The organism is Methanofervidicoccus abyssi (assembly GCF_004310395.1).
Classification (GTDB): domain Archaea; phylum AGJL01; class Methanococci; order Methanococcales; family Methanococcaceae; genus Methanofervidicoccus; species Methanofervidicoccus abyssi.
The window spans coordinates 147,858-167,842 of record NZ_BFAX01000003.1; the positions used below are offsets into that span (position 1 = coordinate 147,858).

Annotated in this window: 17 protein-coding genes; 9 read left to right on the plus strand and 8 right to left on the minus strand. The window is 35.7% G+C overall.

The annotated features are described in order from the left end of the window. Position 1: 1 nt before the first annotated feature. The 3 genes from MHHB_RS03365 to MHHB_RS03375 all read left to right on the plus strand — a co-directional run bounded on the left by MHHB_RS03365 (position 2) and on the right by MHHB_RS03375 (position 3,642). Positions 2-1,534 (plus strand): glutamate synthase-related protein, encoded by a 1,533-nt coding sequence (locus MHHB_RS03365; RefSeq protein ID WP_131007199.1) that lies wholly within the window; start codon positions 2-4, stop codon positions 1,532-1,534. A 230-nt stretch (positions 1,535-1,764) separates the two neighbouring features. Continuing rightward, a complete protein-coding gene (locus MHHB_RS03370) occupies positions 1,765-2,550 on the plus strand; it encodes a GltB/FmdC/FwdC-like GXGXG domain-containing protein (RefSeq protein WP_131007200.1) in 786 nt (261 codons plus the stop codon). A gap of 18 nt (positions 2,551-2,568) precedes the next feature. After that, positions 2,569-3,642, plus strand: coding sequence for a Coenzyme F420 hydrogenase/dehydrogenase, beta subunit C-terminal domain (locus tag MHHB_RS03375; RefSeq protein WP_131007201.1), 1,074 nt, complete (start codon positions 2,569-2,571; stop codon positions 3,640-3,642). A gap of 268 nt (positions 3,643-3,910) precedes the next feature. Here the strand turns inward: MHHB_RS03375 and MHHB_RS03380 are convergent, their stop codons facing one another. Together MHHB_RS03380 and ftsZ are read right to left on the minus strand one after the other, a co-directional pair. After that, complete coding sequence (locus MHHB_RS03380) at positions 3,911-4,126, minus strand: protein translocase SEC61 complex subunit gamma (protein ID WP_131007202.1); 216 nt, start codon at positions 4,124-4,126, stop codon at positions 3,911-3,913. A gap of 12 nt (positions 4,127-4,138) precedes the next feature. Further along, the gene (gene ftsZ, locus MHHB_RS03385; protein WP_131007203.1) at positions 4,139-5,233 is read right to left on the minus strand and encodes a cell division protein FtsZ; all 1,095 of its coding nucleotides are present in this window, start codon (positions 5,231-5,233) and stop codon (positions 4,139-4,141) included. 176 nt (positions 5,234-5,409) lie between these two features. On the opposite strand from ftsZ, the gene MHHB_RS03390 reads away from it, so the two are divergent. Next, positions 5,410-6,507, plus strand: coding sequence for a DNA topoisomerase IV subunit A (locus MHHB_RS03390; protein WP_131007204.1), 1,098 nt, complete (start codon positions 5,410-5,412; stop codon positions 6,505-6,507). A gap of 224 nt (positions 6,508-6,731) precedes the next feature. On the opposite strand, the gene MHHB_RS03395 is transcribed toward MHHB_RS03390, so the two are convergent. The 5 genes from MHHB_RS03395 to pstB all read right to left on the minus strand — a co-directional run bounded on the left by MHHB_RS03395 (position 6,732) and on the right by pstB (position 11,604). Next, positions 6,732-8,576, minus strand: coding sequence for a DUF2341 domain-containing protein (locus MHHB_RS03395; protein WP_131007205.1), 1,845 nt, complete (start codon positions 8,574-8,576; stop codon positions 6,732-6,734). Position 8,577: 1 nt separating this feature from the next. After that, a complete protein-coding gene (locus MHHB_RS03400; RefSeq protein ID WP_131007206.1) occupies positions 8,578-9,105 on the minus strand; it encodes a hypothetical protein in 528 nt (175 codons plus the stop codon). A gap of 9 nt (positions 9,106-9,114) precedes the next feature. Next, positions 9,115-9,948: a hypothetical protein gene (locus MHHB_RS03405; RefSeq protein ID WP_131007207.1), complete on the minus strand. Its 834-nt coding sequence runs from the start codon at positions 9,946-9,948 to the stop codon at positions 9,115-9,117. Positions 9,949-10,114: 166 nt separating this feature from the next. Beyond that, entirely contained in the window at positions 10,115-10,825 is a 711-nt protein-coding gene (phoU, locus tag MHHB_RS03410) for a phosphate signaling complex protein PhoU (RefSeq protein WP_131007208.1), read from the minus strand. 17 nt (positions 10,826-10,842) lie between these two features. Continuing rightward, complete coding sequence (gene pstB, locus MHHB_RS03415; RefSeq protein WP_131007209.1) at positions 10,843-11,604, minus strand: phosphate ABC transporter ATP-binding protein PstB; 762 nt, start codon at positions 11,602-11,604, stop codon at positions 10,843-10,845. A gap of 459 nt (positions 11,605-12,063) precedes the next feature. Here pstB and ppsA point away from each other — a divergent pair, with 459 nt between their 5' ends. From ppsA to MHHB_RS03435, 4 genes are all read left to right on the plus strand, one after another. Further along, complete coding sequence (gene ppsA / locus MHHB_RS03420) at positions 12,064-14,361, plus strand: phosphoenolpyruvate synthase (protein WP_131007210.1); 2,298 nt, start codon at positions 12,064-12,066, stop codon at positions 14,359-14,361. A gap of 77 nt (positions 14,362-14,438) precedes the next feature. Next, complete coding sequence (locus MHHB_RS03425; protein WP_131007211.1) at positions 14,439-14,750, plus strand: DUF357 domain-containing protein; 312 nt, start codon at positions 14,439-14,441, stop codon at positions 14,748-14,750. 25 nt (positions 14,751-14,775) lie between these two features. Next, on the plus strand, positions 14,776-15,117 hold the full coding sequence (locus MHHB_RS03430; RefSeq protein ID WP_131007212.1) for a DUF555 domain-containing protein: 342 nt from the start codon (positions 14,776-14,778) through the stop codon (positions 15,115-15,117). Between the two features lie 366 nt (positions 15,118-15,483). Continuing rightward, positions 15,484-16,515: an MnmC family methyltransferase gene (locus MHHB_RS03435; RefSeq protein WP_131007213.1), complete on the plus strand. Its 1,032-nt coding sequence runs from the start codon at positions 15,484-15,486 to the stop codon at positions 16,513-16,515. A gap of 1 nt (position 16,516) precedes the next feature. On the opposite strand, the gene MHHB_RS03440 is transcribed toward MHHB_RS03435, so the two are convergent. Further along, entirely contained in the window at positions 16,517-17,254 is a 738-nt protein-coding gene (locus tag MHHB_RS03440) for a glycosyltransferase family 2 protein (RefSeq protein ID WP_131007214.1), read from the minus strand. A 198-nt stretch (positions 17,255-17,452) separates the two neighbouring features. On the opposite strand from MHHB_RS03440, the gene hypF reads away from it, so the two are divergent. After that, positions 17,453-19,789 carry a carbamoyltransferase HypF gene (hypF, locus tag MHHB_RS03445; protein ID WP_131007215.1) on the plus strand — a complete coding sequence of 779 codons (2,337 nt, stop codon included), beginning with the start codon at positions 17,453-17,455 and terminating at the stop codon, positions 19,787-19,789. Positions 19,790-19,985 lie beyond the last annotated feature (196 nt).

Consider the following 19,985-nt stretch of genomic DNA (forward strand, 5'->3'; position numbering starts at 1 on the left):
AATGATACCCTCAGCAGTTCCACCAAAGTACAAGGTAGAAATAGATAGAGATAGGTGTATGCTCTGTGGGAGATGTGTAGAGGAATGTTCCTGGGGAGTTTATAGAAAGGAAAAGGATAGAATAGTCATATACTCCAATAGATGTGGAGCCTGTCAGAGATGTATAGTTATGTGTCCAAGAGATGCTATAACGGTAAGGAAAAATACAACATGTTGGAGAGATCACCCACTTTGGACAGCAGAAGTAAGGGAAGACATTATAAATCAATCTAAGACTGGCTGCGTATTACTAAGTGGTATGGGAAATGCTAAGGAGTATCCAACCTATTTCGACCGTATAGTCCTAGATGCCTGTCAGGTGACCAACCCATCTATAGATCCCCTTCGAGAACCTATGGAATTGAGAACTTATATAGGAAAGAAACCAAAAAAGTTAGAGTTTGAATTTGTAGAGGAGGAAATAGACGGTAAAAAAATTAAGAAAGCTAAGTTAAAAACTAAAATAGCACCTAATTTAAAGTTGGAGACACCTATCATGATAGCACATATGTCCTATGGGGCCCTGTCTTTAAATGCTCATTTAGCAATGGCAAAGGCTGTTAAGGAGTGTGGAACCTACATGGGTTCTGGAGAAGGGGGTCTCCATAAGGCACTCTATCCATATGCAGATCATATAATTACTCAGGTGGCAAGCGGTAGGTTCGGGGTAAATGTGGATTACTTAAACAGAGGAGCTGCAATTGAGATAAAGATAGGACAAGGTTCAAAACCTGGAATAGGAGGCCATCTACCGGGAGAGAAGGTAACTGCAGAGGTTTCTATGACAAGGATGATCCCTGAAGGTACTGATGCCATATCTCCAGCCCCACACCACGATATCTACTCTATAGAAGATTTGGCACAGTTGGTAAGGAGTTTGAAGGAGGCAACAAGATGGAAGAAACCTGTCTTTGTAAAGATTGCAGCAGTACATAACGTAGCAGCTATTGCAAATGGTATTGCAACATCAGATGCAGATGCAGTTGTAATAGATGGATTTAAGGGAGGTACAGGAGCAGCTCCAAAGGTATTCAGAGATCATGTTGGGATACCTATAGAGATGGCAATTGCAGCAGTTGATGAAAGACTTAGGGAAGAAGGTGTTAGAAACGAGGTGAGTATTATAGCCAGTGGAGGTATTAGGAACTCTGCAGATGTGTTTAAGGCTATAGCCCTTGGAGCGGATGCAGTATATATTGGAACTGCAGCTATGGTGGCCTTAGGTTGTAGAGTATGTGGTAGATGCTACACTGGACAGTGTGCCTGGGGTATTGCAACACAGAGACCTGAGTTAGTTAACAGGTTAGATATTGAGGAAGGAGCTAGGAGAGTGGCAAACCTTATAAAGGCCTGGACTCTCGAGATCAAGGAGTTACTTGGAGCGGCTGGAATTAATTCTATAGAGAGTTTAAGAGGAAATAGGGATAGATTAAGAGGTATTGGGTTAAATGAGGTGGAGTTAAAGGCTTTAGGGATCAAACACGTTGGATTTTAGATAAACAATAATTATAACAATTACTGTTATAATAAAAACAGTTACAATTGGAATCAGTTGTAAAAAGAGATTCTTCAGGATATTAAACCACTCAATATTAACTAATCTTGCTGTTTAAGGTTTTAATCTCTATCTTTTAACAGGTGAATAAAAAATAAGTGAATAAAAAATAAGTCTATAGAATATTTTTTAAAATATCTTTTAATTTTTTAATTTTTTAAGGTGAAATCATGGGGAATGAGGAGATAGTAGTAATAGACGCCAAGGACATGAATTACAGGGAGTTAAATGAAAAAATCCATGAAGTTCTGAATAAAAACCCCAACATAAAAAAGATAGTCTTAAAAAATGTTTTAGGACAGAGATACATAGGAAACGGTATCCAAAAGAGGGGTCTAACCATTGAGGTCTACGGAGTACCTGGGGGAGATCTTGGGATGTTCATGAGTGGTCCTACTATTATAGTCTACGGTAATACAGAACATGCTCCTGGGAACACCATGGATGACGGTAAGATTATAATCCACGGAAGTGGGGGAGACGTAACTGGACACTCTATGAGAGGAGGAAAGATATTTGTAAGGGATGATGTGGGTTATAGAAGTGGTATCCATATGAAGGAGTATAAGGATAAGTTTCCAGTACTGGTTATAGGTGGTAGGGCTAAAGATTTCTTGGGAGAGTATATGGCAGGAGGCATGATATTGGTGCTGAATATAGATAGAGAAGGTAAAGACCTTGGAAAGATTGAGGGGAGGATGATAGGGACAGGTATCCATGGAGGTAGTATTTATATAAGGGGAGAAGTGGATGGGTTCCAACTTGGTGTAGCGGCAGATATTAAGGAATTTACAGAAGAGGATAGAGAGAAAATAAAGAAGTATATAGAGGAGTTCTGTAATTATTTCAACCTAAATGAAGATATAAGGGAGAAATTGATTAACTCGGAATACACGAAGATAGCACCAGTATCTAAGAGACCTTTTGGAAAGTTATACACTCACGATTTAAGATAAAAGATAAAGGTGGAAGGAATGAAGTCCTACTTGAACTTAAAGGAGGAAGTGTGGGATAGAAACATATGTTCAGGATGTGGGGCCTGTGTTTCAGTATGCCCTGTGGATAACATATACTTCAAGGAGGAGAGTCCTGTAAAGTTTGTATGTGATGAATGTGCCTGTATTATAGAACCTGTGGAGGGTATTGAACATCCAGTATCTGCAGAGTTCTGTAAAACTACACTCTACGATGTAAGATGTGGAGCCTGCTACGACGCCTGTCCAAGGACAGAGAAAGCCCGTATCTCAGATACTGAACCTGGTTTAGGTAGGATACTGAAAAAATATAGGGTCAAGGCAAAGATAGATGTAAAGAACGCCCAAAATGGAGGGGTGGTAACTGCAATACTTACCAACGCCTTTGAGGAGGGACTTATAGATGGGGCATTAGTTATGAAGGAGGATAAATGGACATTAGAACCAGAACCCTATCTTGCCACCTCAAAGGAAGAAGTTATAGAATCTGCAGGGAGTAAGTACAGCTGGAACGTCCCTATACTTAAAACCCTTAAGGATGCAGTGATGAATAAAAAACTGAGGAGAATAGCGGTAGTAGGAACTCCCTGTGTAATGGATGCCATATATCAGATAATGTCTTCAAATAACGATCTACTTAGACCTTTCAAAAATGCCATAAGACTGAAGATAGGACTATTCTGTTTTGAGACTTACGACTATGATAAGATGATAAAGATACTTGAGGAAAGAAATATCAATCCTTGGACAGTGAGGAAGATGGAGATAGTAAGGGGGGAGTTGAGAGTTACACTTATAAATGGGGATACTGTTAGATTCAGCTTGAAAGATATAGAACATGCAGTTAGAGTAGGTTGTAAAGTTTGTAGAGATTTCACAGGAGTTACTGCAGATATCTCTGTAGGAAACGTAGGGACACCCCTTGGATACTCCACTGTACTTGTAAGAACACCTTGGGGCGAGGGATTTATAGATAGAGCATATAGAAATGGGTATATTTCTATAGAGGGAGACGTAAATTTAGATGCTATCAGAAAACTTTTGGAGTTAAAGAAAAAAAGAAAGACTGTGTAGATTTTCGATCTAATTTTATATTGGAAACTTTAAAGATTTCCCTAATATCTCAATATCTCCTATTTCTTTCGAAGATCCTAATTTCTATCAAGTAGTAGTTAAAGTTAAAAAAATAATTATGATAATATATTAAAAATTAATAATAATAGTGAATAATAAAAAATTATTTCAATAATTTTGAATTATATGAGATTGAGGAAAATCAGCAATGAGTTGATTTTTCATGTTGAGAAGAAGGATTGTCTCTTAACACTCGAAGAATACTACCTTATACCTTTTTAACCAATCCCTTTAGATACACTATAGGTACATGTATTATATATCCCAACATCCCTAAGAAACATATCCCTAAACCTGTAACCTTTGCAACATTTAAATACTCTTCTGTTGTAGGTTTCCTCAGTACCATCAGCACCCTTTTGCACTGATTTAGGAAGGATTTCAATCTTTCTATTTTTTCTTCTATCTCTATTTTCCCTTTCATATCATCCCCCATTTAGATACTAGGAAGTATATCGATAACTACTGGTTTTTTACCCTTTGGTGTGCTAAATGGTGCTATTTCAGTGGATTTAGTACCTGTAATTATAAGTAATACTTTGATAGTATTCTCCGCATTTTCATCAATTGTAGTACCCCAAATTATAGTAGCATTCTCATCTAATCTCTCTGTAACTGTTGAGACTATTTCCTTAGCTTCCTCTACACTCATATCCTTTGGCCCTGTAATATGTATCAGTGCACCTTTAGCCCCATCTACCTCCACACAGAGGAGAGGACTGTTCAACGCCATATTTATAGCTTCTTTAGCCCTGTTCTCGGAATCACTCTCTCCTATACCTATCATTGCTATACCGCCGTTACTCATCACAGCCTTTACATCTGCAAAGTCTAGATGAATATCACCAACGTTCTGCACAAGATCTATCATACCTTTTACAGAGTTAATGAGGATCTCGTCAGCAACCTTAAATGCCACTCTCAGAGGTACATTTGGAACTATCTCTAGGAGTTTGTCATTTGGGATTATAACTATGGTATCTGCTACTTTTTTCAACTTCTCCAGTCCCTGTATAGCGTTGTTCATTCTGATCTTTCCCTCCATGGAGAAAGGTAAGGTAACCACTGCAACAGTTAAGGCCCCTAACTTCCTCGATATCTCTGCCACTATTGGAGCAGATCCTGTTCCAGTACCTCCACCTAGCCCACAAGTTATAAATACCATGTCAGAGTCCTGTATAGCCTTTTTAATATCCTCAGCATTTTCCTTGGCAGCCTCTTCCCCCTTCACAGGATCTCCACCAGCACCCAACCCCCTTGTAAGGTTTTTACCTATGAGAACCTTTACATCTGCCTTTGTCTTTATAAGTTGTTGGGCATCGGTATTTATAGCAACAGTTTTTATCCCTTCTATCTTCTCCTTTGCTAGTCTATTTAAGGCGTTATTCCCTGCACCTCCACAACCTACTACAGTTATTTTAATCTTAGACTTCTCGATAAATTCCAAAAGTTCTTTATCAACTTCCGACATTTCCATATCTTCTTCTATAGGTTCAATCCCTTCCTCAACTATACCCTTTAAAAACTTCAAAGTATTACCTCCTGCTACTTTTTTATCTGATTATTTTTAACATTTAATTTATTAATCTTTTGATAAGATTACTATATAAATTATTGAGAATAATAATAATTGGCGATCTATAAAGAATTATATTATATGATATTATATCATAATTTATATATTTTTATATTTATGAGGTGGGTTAAATGATATCATCCAAAGCAAGAGAAAAGGCTAAAAGGAAGATTATAGAAGTTGCCAACAGTATGTACGATCTTATATTAAAGGGAAAGAGACCAAAACTCAAAATACCTATTAGAAGTTTAAGTAATGCAAAGTTTGATAGAGAAAAAGGCACCTTTGTACTGCTGGGAAAGGAGAAAGAGAGGACTTTAACAGTCAATCAGGCAAAGGTCTTTGCACAAACTATTAAAATGATGGAATTTGCAAAGGAACTCTTAGATAATAACGACTTTTCAACTCTAAGGGAGGCGTATTACGTTTCAAAGAACTGGGGGGAAGCGAGATTTGATGATCAACAGCCATCTAACGAGGTTATAGAGGATCTCGAGGCTGCACTTGGGTGTCTAAGGGAGGAGTTGGGATTTATTCCAGAGGAAGATGGTTCTGCAGTGGTAGGCCCCTTGAAGATAGTGGATAGGACTGTAGAAGGTGAAGAGTTGAAGGTAGACTGTAGAAAGTTAGGTAGTGGTGCCTACAACATTCCCAATGATGTTACAAGGTTGGAGTTTGAGACAGATGCAGATTTTATACTTGCAATAGAGACTGCAGGTATGTTTGCCAGATTAAACGCTGAAAAATTCTGGAAGAAGAAGAATTGTATCTTAGTATCTTTAAAGGGAGTCCCTGCAAGAGCTACTAGGAGATTTATAAAGAGATTAAATGAAGAACATGGTCTTCCAGTCCTAGTATTCACAGATGGAGATCCCTATGGGTATCTAAACATCTATAGAACATTGAAGGTAGGGAGTGGTAAGGCCGTCCATCTTGCAGAGAAGCTGGCTGTCCCAAGTGCCAGGTTGATAGGAGTTACACCTCAAGATATAGTGGATTACGATTTACCAACACATCCCTTGAAGGAACAGGATATAAAGAGGTTGAAAGACGGGTTAAAGAATGATGACTTTGTAAAGAGTTTCCCCGAGTGGCAGAAGGCACTTAATCAGATGTTGATGATGAAGAAAAGGGCTGAACAGCAGTCTCTCGCTAAGTATGGTTTAAAGTACGTTGTTAATGAGTACCTCCCAGCGAAGATAGAAGATCCGAAGAGTTGGCTACCTTAGGGAAAATAATAAAATTCTTTATTTACTTATATATAATTTTAATTGAATTTTGGCTAATAATTATTTAAAAAATTATTATAATAAAAATAATATAGAATAAGATCTCTCTAAACAGAATGAATCTTTTTTCTAGCTATTCCTGACCACTGGAGAGTAAAAGTGAATTCTGAATTTTACTAAACCACTGACAAAGATGGGTATTTCTATTATTCATGTCATGAATTTTAATCCTCAGATATAGGTAGTCCTGTTAATTTTATACTATATCCATACTCCTTAGTATTCCTTCCTGCGAGCATATCTACAATTGAGGGGTATTGCTCTAAAGGATCTTCTACAAAATATGGGTTATAACTAACTCCTTCTCCGTAATGAGTTCCATAGGCTCTATCTGGTGAGATGTAGATTAGTGGGTATATCCTTGTAATTTTTCCACTGACATATACTTTAGGTTCTATAGGTGCATACTTTCTAACTCTGAAGTTATCGAAGTATACGTACTGATGACTGTCATTATGGTCTCCCCAAGAGGTACCAAGTTCAAAGCGTCTTCCATAGGGGTTGGTTATTATTGTATCTATCATCCATGGGTTTTCAATATTGTATTTTATATAGTCTTCTAGAGGAGTATATGTCCCCTTTACTTCTTTTACCTTAATTCCATTTACTTCCTTTTCAGTAATAAGGATCTTTATAAGGTACCAAGTTCCTCTTTCGGGTGATGTGATGTTGTTATAATCTACTCTTGTTCTATAGATATACTTAATGTCATAGGGATAGGGATATTCCTCACATACCATTACTTCTCGAGATATTTGAGCTACTTGTGTCCAATATAAATCTATATAATCTGACCATAGTGCGCTCCATACGCCCCTTCGTCTTCCATATCCTTCCCCTAGATCAAACCTACCCCCTAGATCAAAGGTATAGAATGCATCTGGGTGGACAGTAAGCAACCAATAGTATTGAGGGTCTGCAAAATACCCCACCATTATATTTGGAGCTTGAGAAGAGGTATAATCATTATCCCCCCTTGCAACAACCTCTATTATATAACTACTCAAATTTGTATAGTTTGTGGAAATTATTCTTGCAACTGGAGGAGCATCTTCACATTCTATTACCTGTCTATTATATAGATCGTTATATAGAGGATAATTGCTGTTATTAAATCTCCAGCTCCCATAAAGAATATTCCACTTGGTACCTGAACTGTTTTCAAAATCATCAAATAACTCAAATACCGAATCTCCATTACTCTCCGATATTTTTGGATAGGTGGATGCTAAGTATATGGTAGTATTTTTGTGAGCTTTTAATTCCGGGACTTTTATCCATATAATAGCCTTGTCGTTTTTAATACCGTCATTTGTATAGTTCCAATACTCTATCCAATAAGGTATATAGGTATTATTATATACAAATCTTAACCCTGTACCATTTGGATCTATAGAAAAAATAAAATTACTGTTGTTTAGGGTAATATTAACCTGAAAATCTTTTAAATCGTAGTTATTAGGATTGTATATATATATCGGCATAATATATGTAGGTTTTCGATAGTGGTATGCATCCAGTATAGTTTTTACAGTGACATATTGGGAAGAGTTTATATTTTCTGTTTTATTTATGGTCCCATTGTAGGAGAGAGTATAGTTAAAGATATAAGATATTTTAAATGTAAATCCATCAACCATGGTAATATTAGTTATATGGAAAAAATATGTAAAGTTATATCCTTGATCACTGTAATATCTACTAATATTATCTAAATAATTATTTATACAATTCTCCGTATTATTTTCTAAGTATTCAATAACCTCTTCAGGACTGTCGAAAAATCCTTCATTGGCAACTTTTAAACTGGCATTATTCAACACCTTACTGAATACGGACGATATTGAAGAAGACACCACATGCTCTATAGAAGAAGACTTTAAATCAACAGATGTAGCCCTCATCTCTTCTATTATCTGTCTTCTTTGGAAATCGATAGTATTATAAAAAAGTGCTGCAGTTAGTAGTAGTAAAAGAGCCAATATAAGCATACTCTGGGAAGTATACATATTAACCACCGTAGATTAAGGTAATATTAATAGGATCACTTGATCTAACGTAATATACGGCTCTTTTAAGAGGGTATTTAAAATTATTTAAATAATCATACGTCTCATTCTCACTTAGAAAGTGTCTGTCTGTTAAATTGAGTGTAGTGCTGTCTCCATATATGCCGTACCACCCCTCTGTTCTATTCAATACTACAACTGTAGATACTATAACTAAATCTTTGTTACTTAGATCTCCCTCCGATATATTATAGCCTCCAATACGTAGAATGTAATTATCTAGATTAATCCTGTTTTTCAATATATTCTCCGCTATATATCCATAACCGTTATTTATAAGGAGTATAGCAGATTCCAAAGTGCCATCAGATACAAGGGATTTTAACTGATCACTTGCCTTATCGTATAGAATATTCATCCTAACAGCTTCGGTATAACTACCTATATGTTCTTCCATAGAGAGAGTAAAGAACCCCATTCCAACAATAAGAATAATCACTCCTAACATTACATCACTGTCAAAAATCATAACTATCCCCTAATTCCTCAGAGGTATGACACAGGATATATTTGCAGGTCTTAACACCAATACGTATATTGTAGAAGGTTGAGTGTATCTAATATACAAAGTTATAGGTACATCTCTGGATATATTTAATATTTTTATTTCGTTGGGTTGATAACTGTAGGTATTTATAACCTTTCCAAAACCACTTATCCTTGGAGTACTATTAATTTCCATTTCAAATGGAACCCCATTAACAGAAATTGTTACATTTACAGATTCTGGAGCAGAAATATTGATATATTCTAATTTAGAAGACACATTAGTGCCAAAATATAATACTTCCCCTATAGATATATCTTCAGATATATCGGTACTACTATTATATTTCCACATTTCTACAGGTACCAACAGATTCTTTGTTTTAACGTAAATATTACCAAAATTTTGTATTTGTGTAGGGATAGACATATCTGTTATATTTACGTTAGATATTATATTTGGAACATTTCTAAAGTAATAGATAACATTTGAAAAGTAATAGGCAGCATTTGAATATGGATCAAAGGTCCCTGGAATAGTTTCTCTTGAGGTATAATACATTTCCCTTACTCTATCAACAAATCTTAAATAATCTGGAACATAGGAATCTGATGGAAACTCATAATCCTTAAATATTTTATCAGCTATGAGATTACTCTTTTCAAAGGCTTCAATATTCCTTTTCTCTTCGTGAAATGTTAAGATGTTATAAGTAATAGTAAAGTATCCAACGTAAAAGATAAGAAGTACAGCCATAACTGCTACAATAGCTTCAAAGGTAAATATATATCCCTTATTTGATTTCAACTTAGATAGTCCTACCATACACATCTCCTTCTTAATGATCAATAATAAAAATAATCAAATATTAACAATATCTTATTATCTCAAATGATATTTATAAAGGTTATATCTAAAAATTAATAGTAAATGATAATAAATATAAAAATAACGCATAAAATAGTAGATCTTCTGTTAATTCTCTAAATCCTCAAAATTCCCTCTCCAATTTAATATACTTTATTTTCTCTACGTTGTACTTCTGTTCAAACTCTTCCTCCTTTATCCGCTCTCCAGTGATCATATAAACTACCCTATCTCCAATAGATGCTATTATATCTCCACTTCTCTCCAAGTACTTGGCCATGAATATAGTTTCAGTAGCCATGGTAATATTTCTCGGATCTTCAATGATATAACTGATCATCTCTCTGTAAAGTTGTTCGTAGAGTTTATCTATCTTTTTATCTCGTGCATATACGTCCCTGGCCAACTTCTCATCTCTATTTTTAAATGCCTGGAGAGCATCCCACAACATTTCTCCAAGGCGCTCCGTCATAGTTATTACAATCTCATTCTCCCTCTTAATGTTTAACTTAGATCTTAGAGTGATATCTGCAATCTTAGAAGCACAGTCCCCTATTTTCTCCAGTTTTGATATTATCTTTATAATGGTTAATATAGTCCTCAAGTCTGTTGCCACAGGCTGATAGAGTGCTATAAGTTTAATACATTCATCCTCAATCTCCATCTCTTTTAGATCTATAATATCGTCTCCTCTCTTTATCTTTTCTGCAAGTTCCTTATCCCAGTTCAAAAATGCTTCTGTAGATTTATTTAAAGCAGATATACAGATATTCCCCATCTCAATGACATTATCTTCAACAATTTTTAACTTGGAGTAAAATACATCCTTTGTCATATATATCACCCAGTTACTTATCCAAATCTACCACTGATATAATCTTCAGTCTCCTTCCTTGAAGGTGCAAGGAATATCTTCTCAGTTTTGTCGAACTCTATAAGTTCCCCCATTAAAAAGAATGCTGTATAATCTGACACCCTACTTGCCTGCTGCATGTTGTGAGTAACAACTACAACGGTGTAATCTTCCTTTAACTCCACCATAAGATCTTCTATTTTCTGAGTAGAGATAGGATCAAGTGCAGATGTAGGTTCATCTAACAGTATAACCTCGGGTTTAACTGCTATGGTACGGGCAATACAGAGTCTCTGCTGCTGTCCCCCCGACAGTTCAAATGCAGATTTTTTCAAGTCTTCCTTAACCTCATCCCATAATGCTGCCTTCTTTAGAGCCCACTCCACGATCTCATCTAACGTATCTTTATCCTTTATACCATGAATCCTTGGACCAAAAGCTACATTATCATAGATACTCATTGGAAAAGGATTTGGCTTTTGGAAAACCATGCCTACCCTCTTCCTCAGATCTACCACATCTACATCTTCATCGTATATATTCTTTCCATCTAAGAGTACTTCTCCTTCAATCCTTGCATTGGGGATGAGATCGTTCAACCTATTGAGACATCTTATAAAGGAACTTTTACCACATCCACTAGGCCCTATAAGGGCTGTTATCTTGTTCTCGTATATTGGTAAGTTTATATTTTTAAGGGCGTGAAAATCCCCATAGTATAAGTTTAAATTTTTGGTTTCTATCTTTATCTTTTTACTCATTACACCACCGTAGATAAATTTTATTTTTATGAAAATGATCCTAAAGCTGTTTTTTATTAATTTTTAAATTTTAATGTATATTATTCATTGATATTTTAATTAAATTTGAGAGTATATTTTATATAAATGTTTCTATAATGTCAAATTTAATTCACAAAATATAAACAATTAAACAATATTAACAACTATATTTATAAAAAATAAACCCCGATAACATATAAAAGGAGTTTCTTTTTTAAATTTTTTTAACTTTTTAATAGCTTCTAATAATTGTATATTATTTTATTAATTTTAAATGAGTTTAAAATGTTATGTGTGTTTAATGTAATTATAACAACATAAAAATAAAAAATGATAATTTAGTAAGCCTTTGATATTACTCCTGGGAACAATTATAACAAATTATATAAACAACCTTTAACCAATATTAAACTAACAATAAAATATAGGAGGAGCATCATGAAATTAATAGCCTGGTTAGATGAGTTGTCCAATAGGGATGTTGATATTGCCGGTGGAAAAGGAGCCTCTCTTGGAGAGATGTGGAATGCAGGTCTACCAGTACCTCCTGCATTTATAGTTACTGCAGAAGCATATAGGTACTTTATAAGGGAGACGAAACTTGATAAAAAAATAAGGGAAATTCTAAAAGATGTGGATGTAAATAATCCTGAAGAGTTAAATAAAAAATCAGAAGAGATAAGAAAACTGATACTAGATGCTAAGATGCCTAAGGATCTCGAAATAATTATTATCGAGAGTTATAACAGACTCTGTGAAGAGAGTGGTGAAGAGGAGGTATTTGTTGCAGTTCGAAGTTCTGCTACTGCAGAGGATCTACCTGATGCAAGTTTCGCTGGACAGCAGGAAACTTACTTAAACATAAAAGGGGCTGAAAACGTTGTTAAAGCTGTTCAGAAATGTTTTGCTTCCCTATTTACTCCAAGGGCCATATTCTACAGAGAGCAGAAAGGATTTGATCACTTCAAGGTGGCACTGGCTGTAGTAGTACAGAAGATGGTAAACTCTGAAAAGGCCGGTGTGTTATTTACCGTGAACCCTATAAATCAGAATTACGAGGAAATGGTAATAGAAGGAGCGTGGGGACTTGGAGAGGGGGTAGTAAGTGGTGTAGTAACTCCAGATACTTATATCATAGATAAAAAAACCTTAACCCCAAAGAGCATCTCCGTAGCAAGAAAAGATGTAATGTTTATAAGGGATGAAAAGGGAGAGACAAAAAAGGTAGAGACTCCTGAAGATCTAAGGGAGAAAAGAGTACTCTCTGACGAGGAACTTAGAAAACTAGCCGAGATGGGATTGACTATCGAGAAACACTATGGAAAACCTATGGATATTGAATGGGGTATAGAAAAGGGAAATATATTTATGCTCCAGGCTAGACCGATAACTACCTTAGATAAGAAGAAGGGAGAGACATCTAAAGAATCCGAAGAGTTAGGGGAGATAATACTAAAAGGTATTGGGGCTTCTCCAGGTTTGGCTTCTGGTAAGGTGAAGATAATCTATGACATCAAAGAGATAGATAAGATAGAGGAAGGAGATATCTTAGTAACAAAGATGACAACGCCAGATATGGTACCTGCCATGAAGAAGGCCAGTGCCATAGTTACAGATGACGGGGGATTAACCTGCCATGCGGCCATTATATCAAGAGAGTTAGGTACGCCCTGTGTTGTAGGTACCCAGAGAGCTACAGAGATATTGAAGGACAATATGGTAGTTACAGTGGATGGAGAGAAGGGTATTGTATATAGGGGAGAGATAAAGAAGGAGAAGATAGAAAGAGGTGAAGACATACAGATAAGTACAGGAGCACCAGTAATCATAACTGCAACTGAGATTATGGTAAACGTTTCCATGCCTGAAGTTGCAGAGAGGGCTGCTGCAACTGGGGCCGATGGAGTAGGACTTCTAAGGGCAGAACATATGATCCTTGGGACAGGTGTTCATCCAATTAAGATACTTAAGGAGAAGGGTGAAGAGGCTCTTGTAGAGGTTTTCGCAGAGGGTATTAGAAAGGTAGCAGATGCTTTCTATCCAAGACCTGTAACATACAGAACCTTGGACGCTCCAACAGATGAATTCAGAGGGTTAGAAGGAGGAGAGGATGAACCTGTAGAACAGAACCCTATGTTAGGTTGGAGGGGGATTAGAAGGGGGTTAGATGAGAAGGAAATACTAAAATGTGAATTACTTGCAATAAAGAAACTGAGAAGTGAAGGTTATAAAAACATAAGGATAATGATACCTCTAGTTACAAACCCTTCAGAAGTTAGAAAGGTAAAAGAACTGGCCAGGGAGATAGGTTTAGAGTTAGGAAAAGATGTTGAATTTGGCGTGATGGTGGAGACACCAGCGGCTGCACTTATTATAGAGGATATTATAAAGGAAGGAATTGACTTTGTTTCCTTAGGTACAAACGATCTAACCCAATATACAATAGCTATAGATAGGAACAACGAACTTGTTGCAAAGTATTACAGGGAGAATCACCCTGCAGTTTTAAAGTTAATAGAGCATGTCATAAGGACATGTAAAAAATACGGTGTGAAAACTTCCATATGTGGCCAGGCTGGAAGTAGACCTTCTATGGTGGAGAAACTTGTTAGGTGGGGTATTGATAGTATTTCTGCAAACATAGATGCGATAGATACTATAAGGAAAACTGTGGCAAGAACTGAGCAGAGAATAATATTGGAGACTATTAGAGATAAGAAGTTCAAGATGGATTAAAAGATTTATAAATAACATATTTTTTATTTTTATTATTATTTTTTTAATTATTATTTTATTATATTCTGGATGGTAGCATGGTAGATAAAAAGATCCTAAATAGAATTACCAAGGAGAAGGTAGAGGAGTATCTCAGGAAAACAGAAGAAGCAATAGGAATTATTAAAAAAGGCCTACCTCCAGAGAGGAGTTTACTCTACGATGTCGCTTTGGACTTTCTATCTATGATAGAGTGTTATTTTAAGGATGCAAAGGTATTTATAGAGAAAGGGGATTATATAAATGGATTTGCTTCTCTGAATTACGCCTACGGCTGGATAGATGCTGGAGTCCGTTTAGGTATATTCGATGTTGGAAATGACGATGTAAAATTCACATTGGCGAAGTAAAATTAAAAAATACGGTGAGAGGAAGATGCCCAATTATCATGTAACCCTACAGGCCCCCTACATAGTAAAAAACGTTGAAGATGTGGAAGATGCTATAGGTGTAGCAATATCCAGTGTGGGAAAGTTGTTAAACAAGAACAACATGGAGTATGTGGATATAGATGTAGGATTAACCATATGTCCAAAGTGTGGAGAACCTATAGACTGTGTCTTAGTGGTTGCCAGGACTGCCATGGTAGGGCTGTTACTCTCTATGAAAGTCTTCAATGCAGAGAATTTAGAGCATGCCATAAGAATAGCTAAATCCACCATAGGTAAGGCTTTGAAAGACATACCTCTCGAGGTAGTGGATGTAGTGGAAATATAATATTTAATAACATTTAATAACTTATTATACTTATTTAGAAAAATCTTTATATAATATCAATAGTTTTGTTTCCTAACCTTCCTTTCATTTTTCCACACTTCTAGAAATAAAATCCTACCACTAATTATTCTTTTTAGGTAGAAACCACATTCCACAGAAGGTTTTCTAAATACTGAGACACTGAGAAATATAAAGTTGTCCCTATCTTTAGTTAAGAGTTAATTCGGAAACTTCCGTTTCTCTATTATTTTTCTTTTTTCTTATTTTTTAATCTTATAATTATCATTTTAATTAATTATTATTTTAATTTTTATTTACAGGAACTAGGGTTATAAGTTATAATAATTAATAAATTTAGGTGTAAATATGCTCCCAAATAAGGTTGCCATAGATATTATCAGAAGATACATGGCAAGATTTGAAAAGGGGGAGGATATAGAGGAGTTTAGAAGAGACCTTATTAAGGATCTTCTGAATCACGGCGTTTTAGTTAAAACTGAAGATGGTACCTACACATTGGTATCAGAATGTAAAGAAGAACTTATGCATTCTAGAATAGGGGCATTAAAGGAGAGTGTTGAAAAGTTCGTAATACCTTCAAATCTAAAACATATAAAAAATCCAAAGATACTGGATCTCTGTAGTGGAATAGGTTACAACTCTATAGGGGCTCTTCACTACAATAGAAACTGCAAAATAGATATGGTAGAGTGTTGTAAAGAAGTGCTCTTTCTATCTCTATGTTTAGATATACCCTACGAGGAACATAATATAATTAAAAATAGGATTAAGGATTTTCTCGAAGGAGATGTAAACAGAAGTACTATAAACATATACCTTGAAGATGGAAGGAACGCTATCAAGAAGTTGGAAGGTGGATATAATGTAGTATTTCACGATGCATTTTCTCCCCAACGGGATGCTGTACTGTACACTGTAGATTTTTTAAGGAAGGTTTACAAAAAGATGGACGATAACGGTGTTTTAATCTCCTACTCTTCTTCCATACCCTTTAGAAGTGCACTGGTAGAGGCTGGTTTTATCCTATCGGAGGGACACCCTGTAGGTAGAAGGAGGGGAATAACTATAGCCTACAAGAATCCTTCTCCAGATAGAAAGATAAGGAGAATATCTCCGACGGATGAAAGACTTATAGCAATATCTACAGTTGGAATACCCTACCGAGATCCTAACTTAAACTTCACCCATGAAGAGATTGTAGAGCATAGAAAGTTGGAGAGGATGGAATTTAAGAAGAGACTGTTAGAAATAGGTAGATACTATTCTACGAAGAAGGTTAAATTGGGAAAGGTAGATAAGAGGTTTTTAAATATTCAAAGGTTGGATTTAAACTCCACTCAGGTAATTTTAAAGATGAGAGAGGTTTTAGGGATATAAGTTATTTTTTAAAAACATCCAATTTAAGAGAGTTCTTGAGATCCGTCACCATATACTTCGCAACTTCTACCATAACATCGAAGATCTTCTTGGTGGTAATATAAGAATAAGCTTCTGGATGATATTCAACATCTATGTATTCTTCTACTATCTTTGCCCGTTTTTTAGCTAACTGTATAGCCACTAAATGCTCTACACTGTACCCTTCTCCAAAATATATATCTTTTAGGAGATCAGCTCTGATGATCCTAAACCCACACTGTATGTCCCTAAAAAAGTATATCTTACCCACATAAAGGGAAATCAAAACAGACATGAAAACACTGGCTAAGAAATTAGATACCTGCCTGTGGAAAGGTATAGAAGAGTATCTCCTTATACCAAAAACAGCATCCCCCTTACATTCTTTCAATTTTTTAAACATCTTTGGAATATCCTTAGGTTTATGTTGATAATCTCCATCCATAAATACGATGTATTTATATCCTAATTCCAGTGCTAACTCTGTTCCACTTTTAAGAGCCTCTGATTTACCTTCGTTCTTCTCTTTAAATATAGTGTATATTTTATTTTTATACTCTTCTCTACTTAGATACTCCTCAATAACTTTTTTAGTGTTATCCACGCTTCCATCGTCTACAATGAGTACATCTACAGGTATAGTATTTAAATCCTTTAAAACCTTTAAAATATTTTTTTCTTCGTTGTAAATTGGGATTATTACTATGGACTCTTTCATACGATTTCCTCTAAATTCTTAGTATAAATAACTAAAAAATAGTTAAGAGAGATGTAGAAAATCTGTATTAGATTATTATTAGATTGGTTATTTTTAAGCTTTTGTTTATGAAAGAGTTATTAAAATAATAGAAATCATAATTATAAAAATTATAAAAAGGATTTAAATATTTATTTTTTATCCATTATAGGGATTGATATGAAAATAAAGAAAATAATTATAAAGGGGATAGTGCAAGGTGTCGGATTTAGACCTTTCATCTACAGAATAGGCAAGGAGAACAACCTAAGAGGTTATGTAAAAAATATGGGAAACTACGTTGAGATAGTAGTTGCTGGTGAAGATAAAGATATAAAAAACTTTCTAAAGGATATAAAAAATAAAAAACCACCTTTGGCTCACATAGAGAAGATAGTGGTATTGGATTACAACGCTCCTCTACATTACAGGGATTTCGTTATAGAAGGTAGTGATAGTAAAACAGATGAAGACGGGGGGACTGTACCCCCGGATGTATCTATATGTGAGGAGTGTCTAAAAGAGATGTGGGATAGAAATAATAGGCGATACATGTATCCTTTTACGGCATGTACAAACTGTGGTCCAAGATTTACCATAGTAAGAAAACTTCCCTACGATAGAGAGAATACTTCTATGGCTCAATTTCCTCTATGTGAGGAGTGTCTAAGAGAGTACAGAGATCCATTAGATAGAAGGTTCCACGCCCAGGCTACATGTTGTCCAAAATGTGGTCCAAAGGTGTATCTAGTAGACAGTGAGAGTGATGTATTAGATGAAGGGAATAGTGCTATACTTAAAAGTGTAAAACTTCTAAATGAGGGCTATATTCTCGCTGTGAAGGGTATTGGAGGTACCCATCTTGCATGTAGATGTGATATAGACGATGTTATTCTAAAACTCAGGGAACGTCTAAATAGACCAACCCAGCCCTTTGCAGTAATGACAAAGGAGGAGAATGTCAAACTCTTTACAGAGATTGATGAAGAAGAGTTATCTCTTTTGAAGTCTCCAAGGAGGCCTATTGTAGTACTGAAGAAGGGAAGGGATTACAGTAGATACTTCTCAGAGTACATCTCCAACTTAGATACAGTAGGTGTTATGCTACCTTACTCTGGGTTGCACTATCTCCTTTTGGAAGGTTCAGAGGCTCTGGCCTATGTTATGACATCTGCAAATCTCCCTGGCTATCCTATGGTTATAAATAATAGAGATATATTCTATAAACTGAGAGGTATTGCAGATTACTTTTTGATCCATAACAGGGAGATAGTTAATAGATGTGATGACAGTGTGGTTAAGAAGGTGAATAACAGGGTGGTATTTCTTAGGAGATCGAGGGGATACGTCCCAGAGCCTGTTGTTGTGGTAAATCATAGGGATATTAGGGAAAACAAAGAAAATATAATTGCTGTAGGTCCTGAAATGAATTCAACGGCATGTTTAGTTAAAGGTAATAGATTTTACCTATCTCAACATATTGGAAACACCTCGAAATATGAGACGTTTATATACTTAAGTAAAGGGATAGAGAACTTACTGAGGATCACAAATACCAAGGATATTCATGGAGTTGTATGTGATCTACATCCAACTTATAACTCAACTAAGTTGGCTGAGGAGTTGGCAGAGAGGTTTAATGCAGAACTCTACAGGATCCAACATCATAAAGCCCATGCCTACTCCCTCCTTGGAGACGAGGATAATTTTCAGGAGTCTATAATTATTGCAGTGGATGGTTTGGGATACGGAGAAGATGGTAAGGTATGGGGCGGCGAGATACTGAGATATAGGAATAATAGTATGAAGAGGATAGGACACTTAGAGGAACAGTATATGCCTGGAGGAGATCTATGTACAGAGTACCCTCTCAGGATGTTGATGTCCATACTCTATAAAAAATTAGAAGAAGGGGAATTACTGGAGTTTATAAGGAGTTACAATATTTTCGACGATAGAATTTTGGAACTTATACTCTTCCAGTTAGATAGAAAGATAAATGTTATGGAAACTACTTCCTGTGGAAGGGTGTTAGATGCCGTATCTGCTCTGCTCTCCATCTGCCATAGAAAAACCTACGACGGAGAACCTGCTGTAAGGTTGGAAGGTTTTGTAAGATCCAAAGGTTATGGAGATGATGAATATAAGAGATGCCTAGAAATGGCCAGGGAAGATATAAAGATAAAAAATAAAAAACTTATTACAAGTGATCTGGTATATAGGGCTTATAATATGTTGTTAGAGGGATACGAAAGGGAGTTCATAGGGTTGTACATCCATCTTGCTATAGGGGAGGGGTTATCTTCTATGGCCGTAAAATTTGGGGAGAGAGAAGGAGTGGAGTATATAGGTATTACTGGAGGAGTGTCCTATAACAGTATAATATGTAAAGTAGTAAAAGATAGGGTTGAAGAGGAGGGTTTCAAGTTTCTATACCACAGTAAGGTGCCAAATGGAGATGGAGGCGTAAGTTTTGGTCAGGGTATTGGGTATATTTTGAATAAGGATTTAAAATAATATAAAAATAATGGGGAATTGTAAAAATAAGGAAAGTGTATTTGTGCCCAGGAAAAATCCGCGATATTTCAATTAATTATTCCCATTAGGATTTTTACTATAATTATTCTCCCTCGTTTTTAATAGAAAACTCGGGTTAATCATAATAACAAAAGTCGAATATCCAATAGAGCAAACACGTGTAATGTGAATAATT

What these genes read in the sequence shown, in the direction of transcription:
- MHHB_RS03365 (WP_131007199.1), top strand. Translation starts at nt 2, where the DNA reads ATGATACCCTCAGCAGTTCCACCAAAGTACAAGGTAGAAATAGATAGA.
- MHHB_RS03370 (WP_131007200.1), top strand. Translation starts at nt 1,765, where the DNA reads ATGGGGAATGAGGAGATAGTAGTAATAGACGCCAAGGACATGAATTAC.
- MHHB_RS03375 (WP_131007201.1), top strand. Translation starts at nt 2,569, where the DNA reads ATGAAGTCCTACTTGAACTTAAAGGAGGAAGTGTGGGATAGAAACATA.
- MHHB_RS03380 (WP_131007202.1), bottom strand. Translation starts at nt 4,126, where the DNA reads ATGAAAGGGAAAATAGAGATAGAAGAAAAAATAGAAAGATTGAAATCC.
- MHHB_RS03390 (WP_131007204.1), top strand. Translation starts at nt 5,410, where the DNA reads ATGATATCATCCAAAGCAAGAGAAAAGGCTAAAAGGAAGATTATAGAA.
- MHHB_RS03395 (WP_131007205.1), bottom strand. Translation starts at nt 8,576, where the DNA reads ATGTATACTTCCCAGAGTATGCTTATATTGGCTCTTTTACTACTACTA.
- MHHB_RS03400 (WP_131007206.1), bottom strand. Translation starts at nt 9,105, where the DNA reads ATGATTTTTGACAGTGATGTAATGTTAGGAGTGATTATTCTTATTGTT.
- MHHB_RS03405 (WP_131007207.1), bottom strand. Translation starts at nt 9,948, where the DNA reads ATGGTAGGACTATCTAAGTTGAAATCAAATAAGGGATATATATTTACC.
- phoU (WP_131007208.1), bottom strand. Translation starts at nt 10,825, where the DNA reads ATGACAAAGGATGTATTTTACTCCAAGTTAAAAATTGTTGAAGATAAT.
- pstB (WP_131007209.1), bottom strand. Translation starts at nt 11,604, where the DNA reads ATGAGTAAAAAGATAAAGATAGAAACCAAAAATTTAAACTTATACTAT.
- ppsA (WP_131007210.1), top strand. Translation starts at nt 12,064, where the DNA reads ATGAAATTAATAGCCTGGTTAGATGAGTTGTCCAATAGGGATGTTGAT.
- MHHB_RS03425 (WP_131007211.1), top strand. Translation starts at nt 14,439, where the DNA reads ATGGTAGATAAAAAGATCCTAAATAGAATTACCAAGGAGAAGGTAGAG.
- MHHB_RS03430 (WP_131007212.1), top strand. Translation starts at nt 14,776, where the DNA reads ATGCCCAATTATCATGTAACCCTACAGGCCCCCTACATAGTAAAAAAC.
- MHHB_RS03435 (WP_131007213.1), top strand. Translation starts at nt 15,484, where the DNA reads ATGCTCCCAAATAAGGTTGCCATAGATATTATCAGAAGATACATGGCA.
- MHHB_RS03440 (WP_131007214.1), bottom strand. Translation starts at nt 17,254, where the DNA reads ATGAAAGAGTCCATAGTAATAATCCCAATTTACAACGAAGAAAAAAAT.
- hypF (WP_131007215.1), top strand. Translation starts at nt 17,453, where the DNA reads ATGAAAATAAAGAAAATAATTATAAAGGGGATAGTGCAAGGTGTCGGA.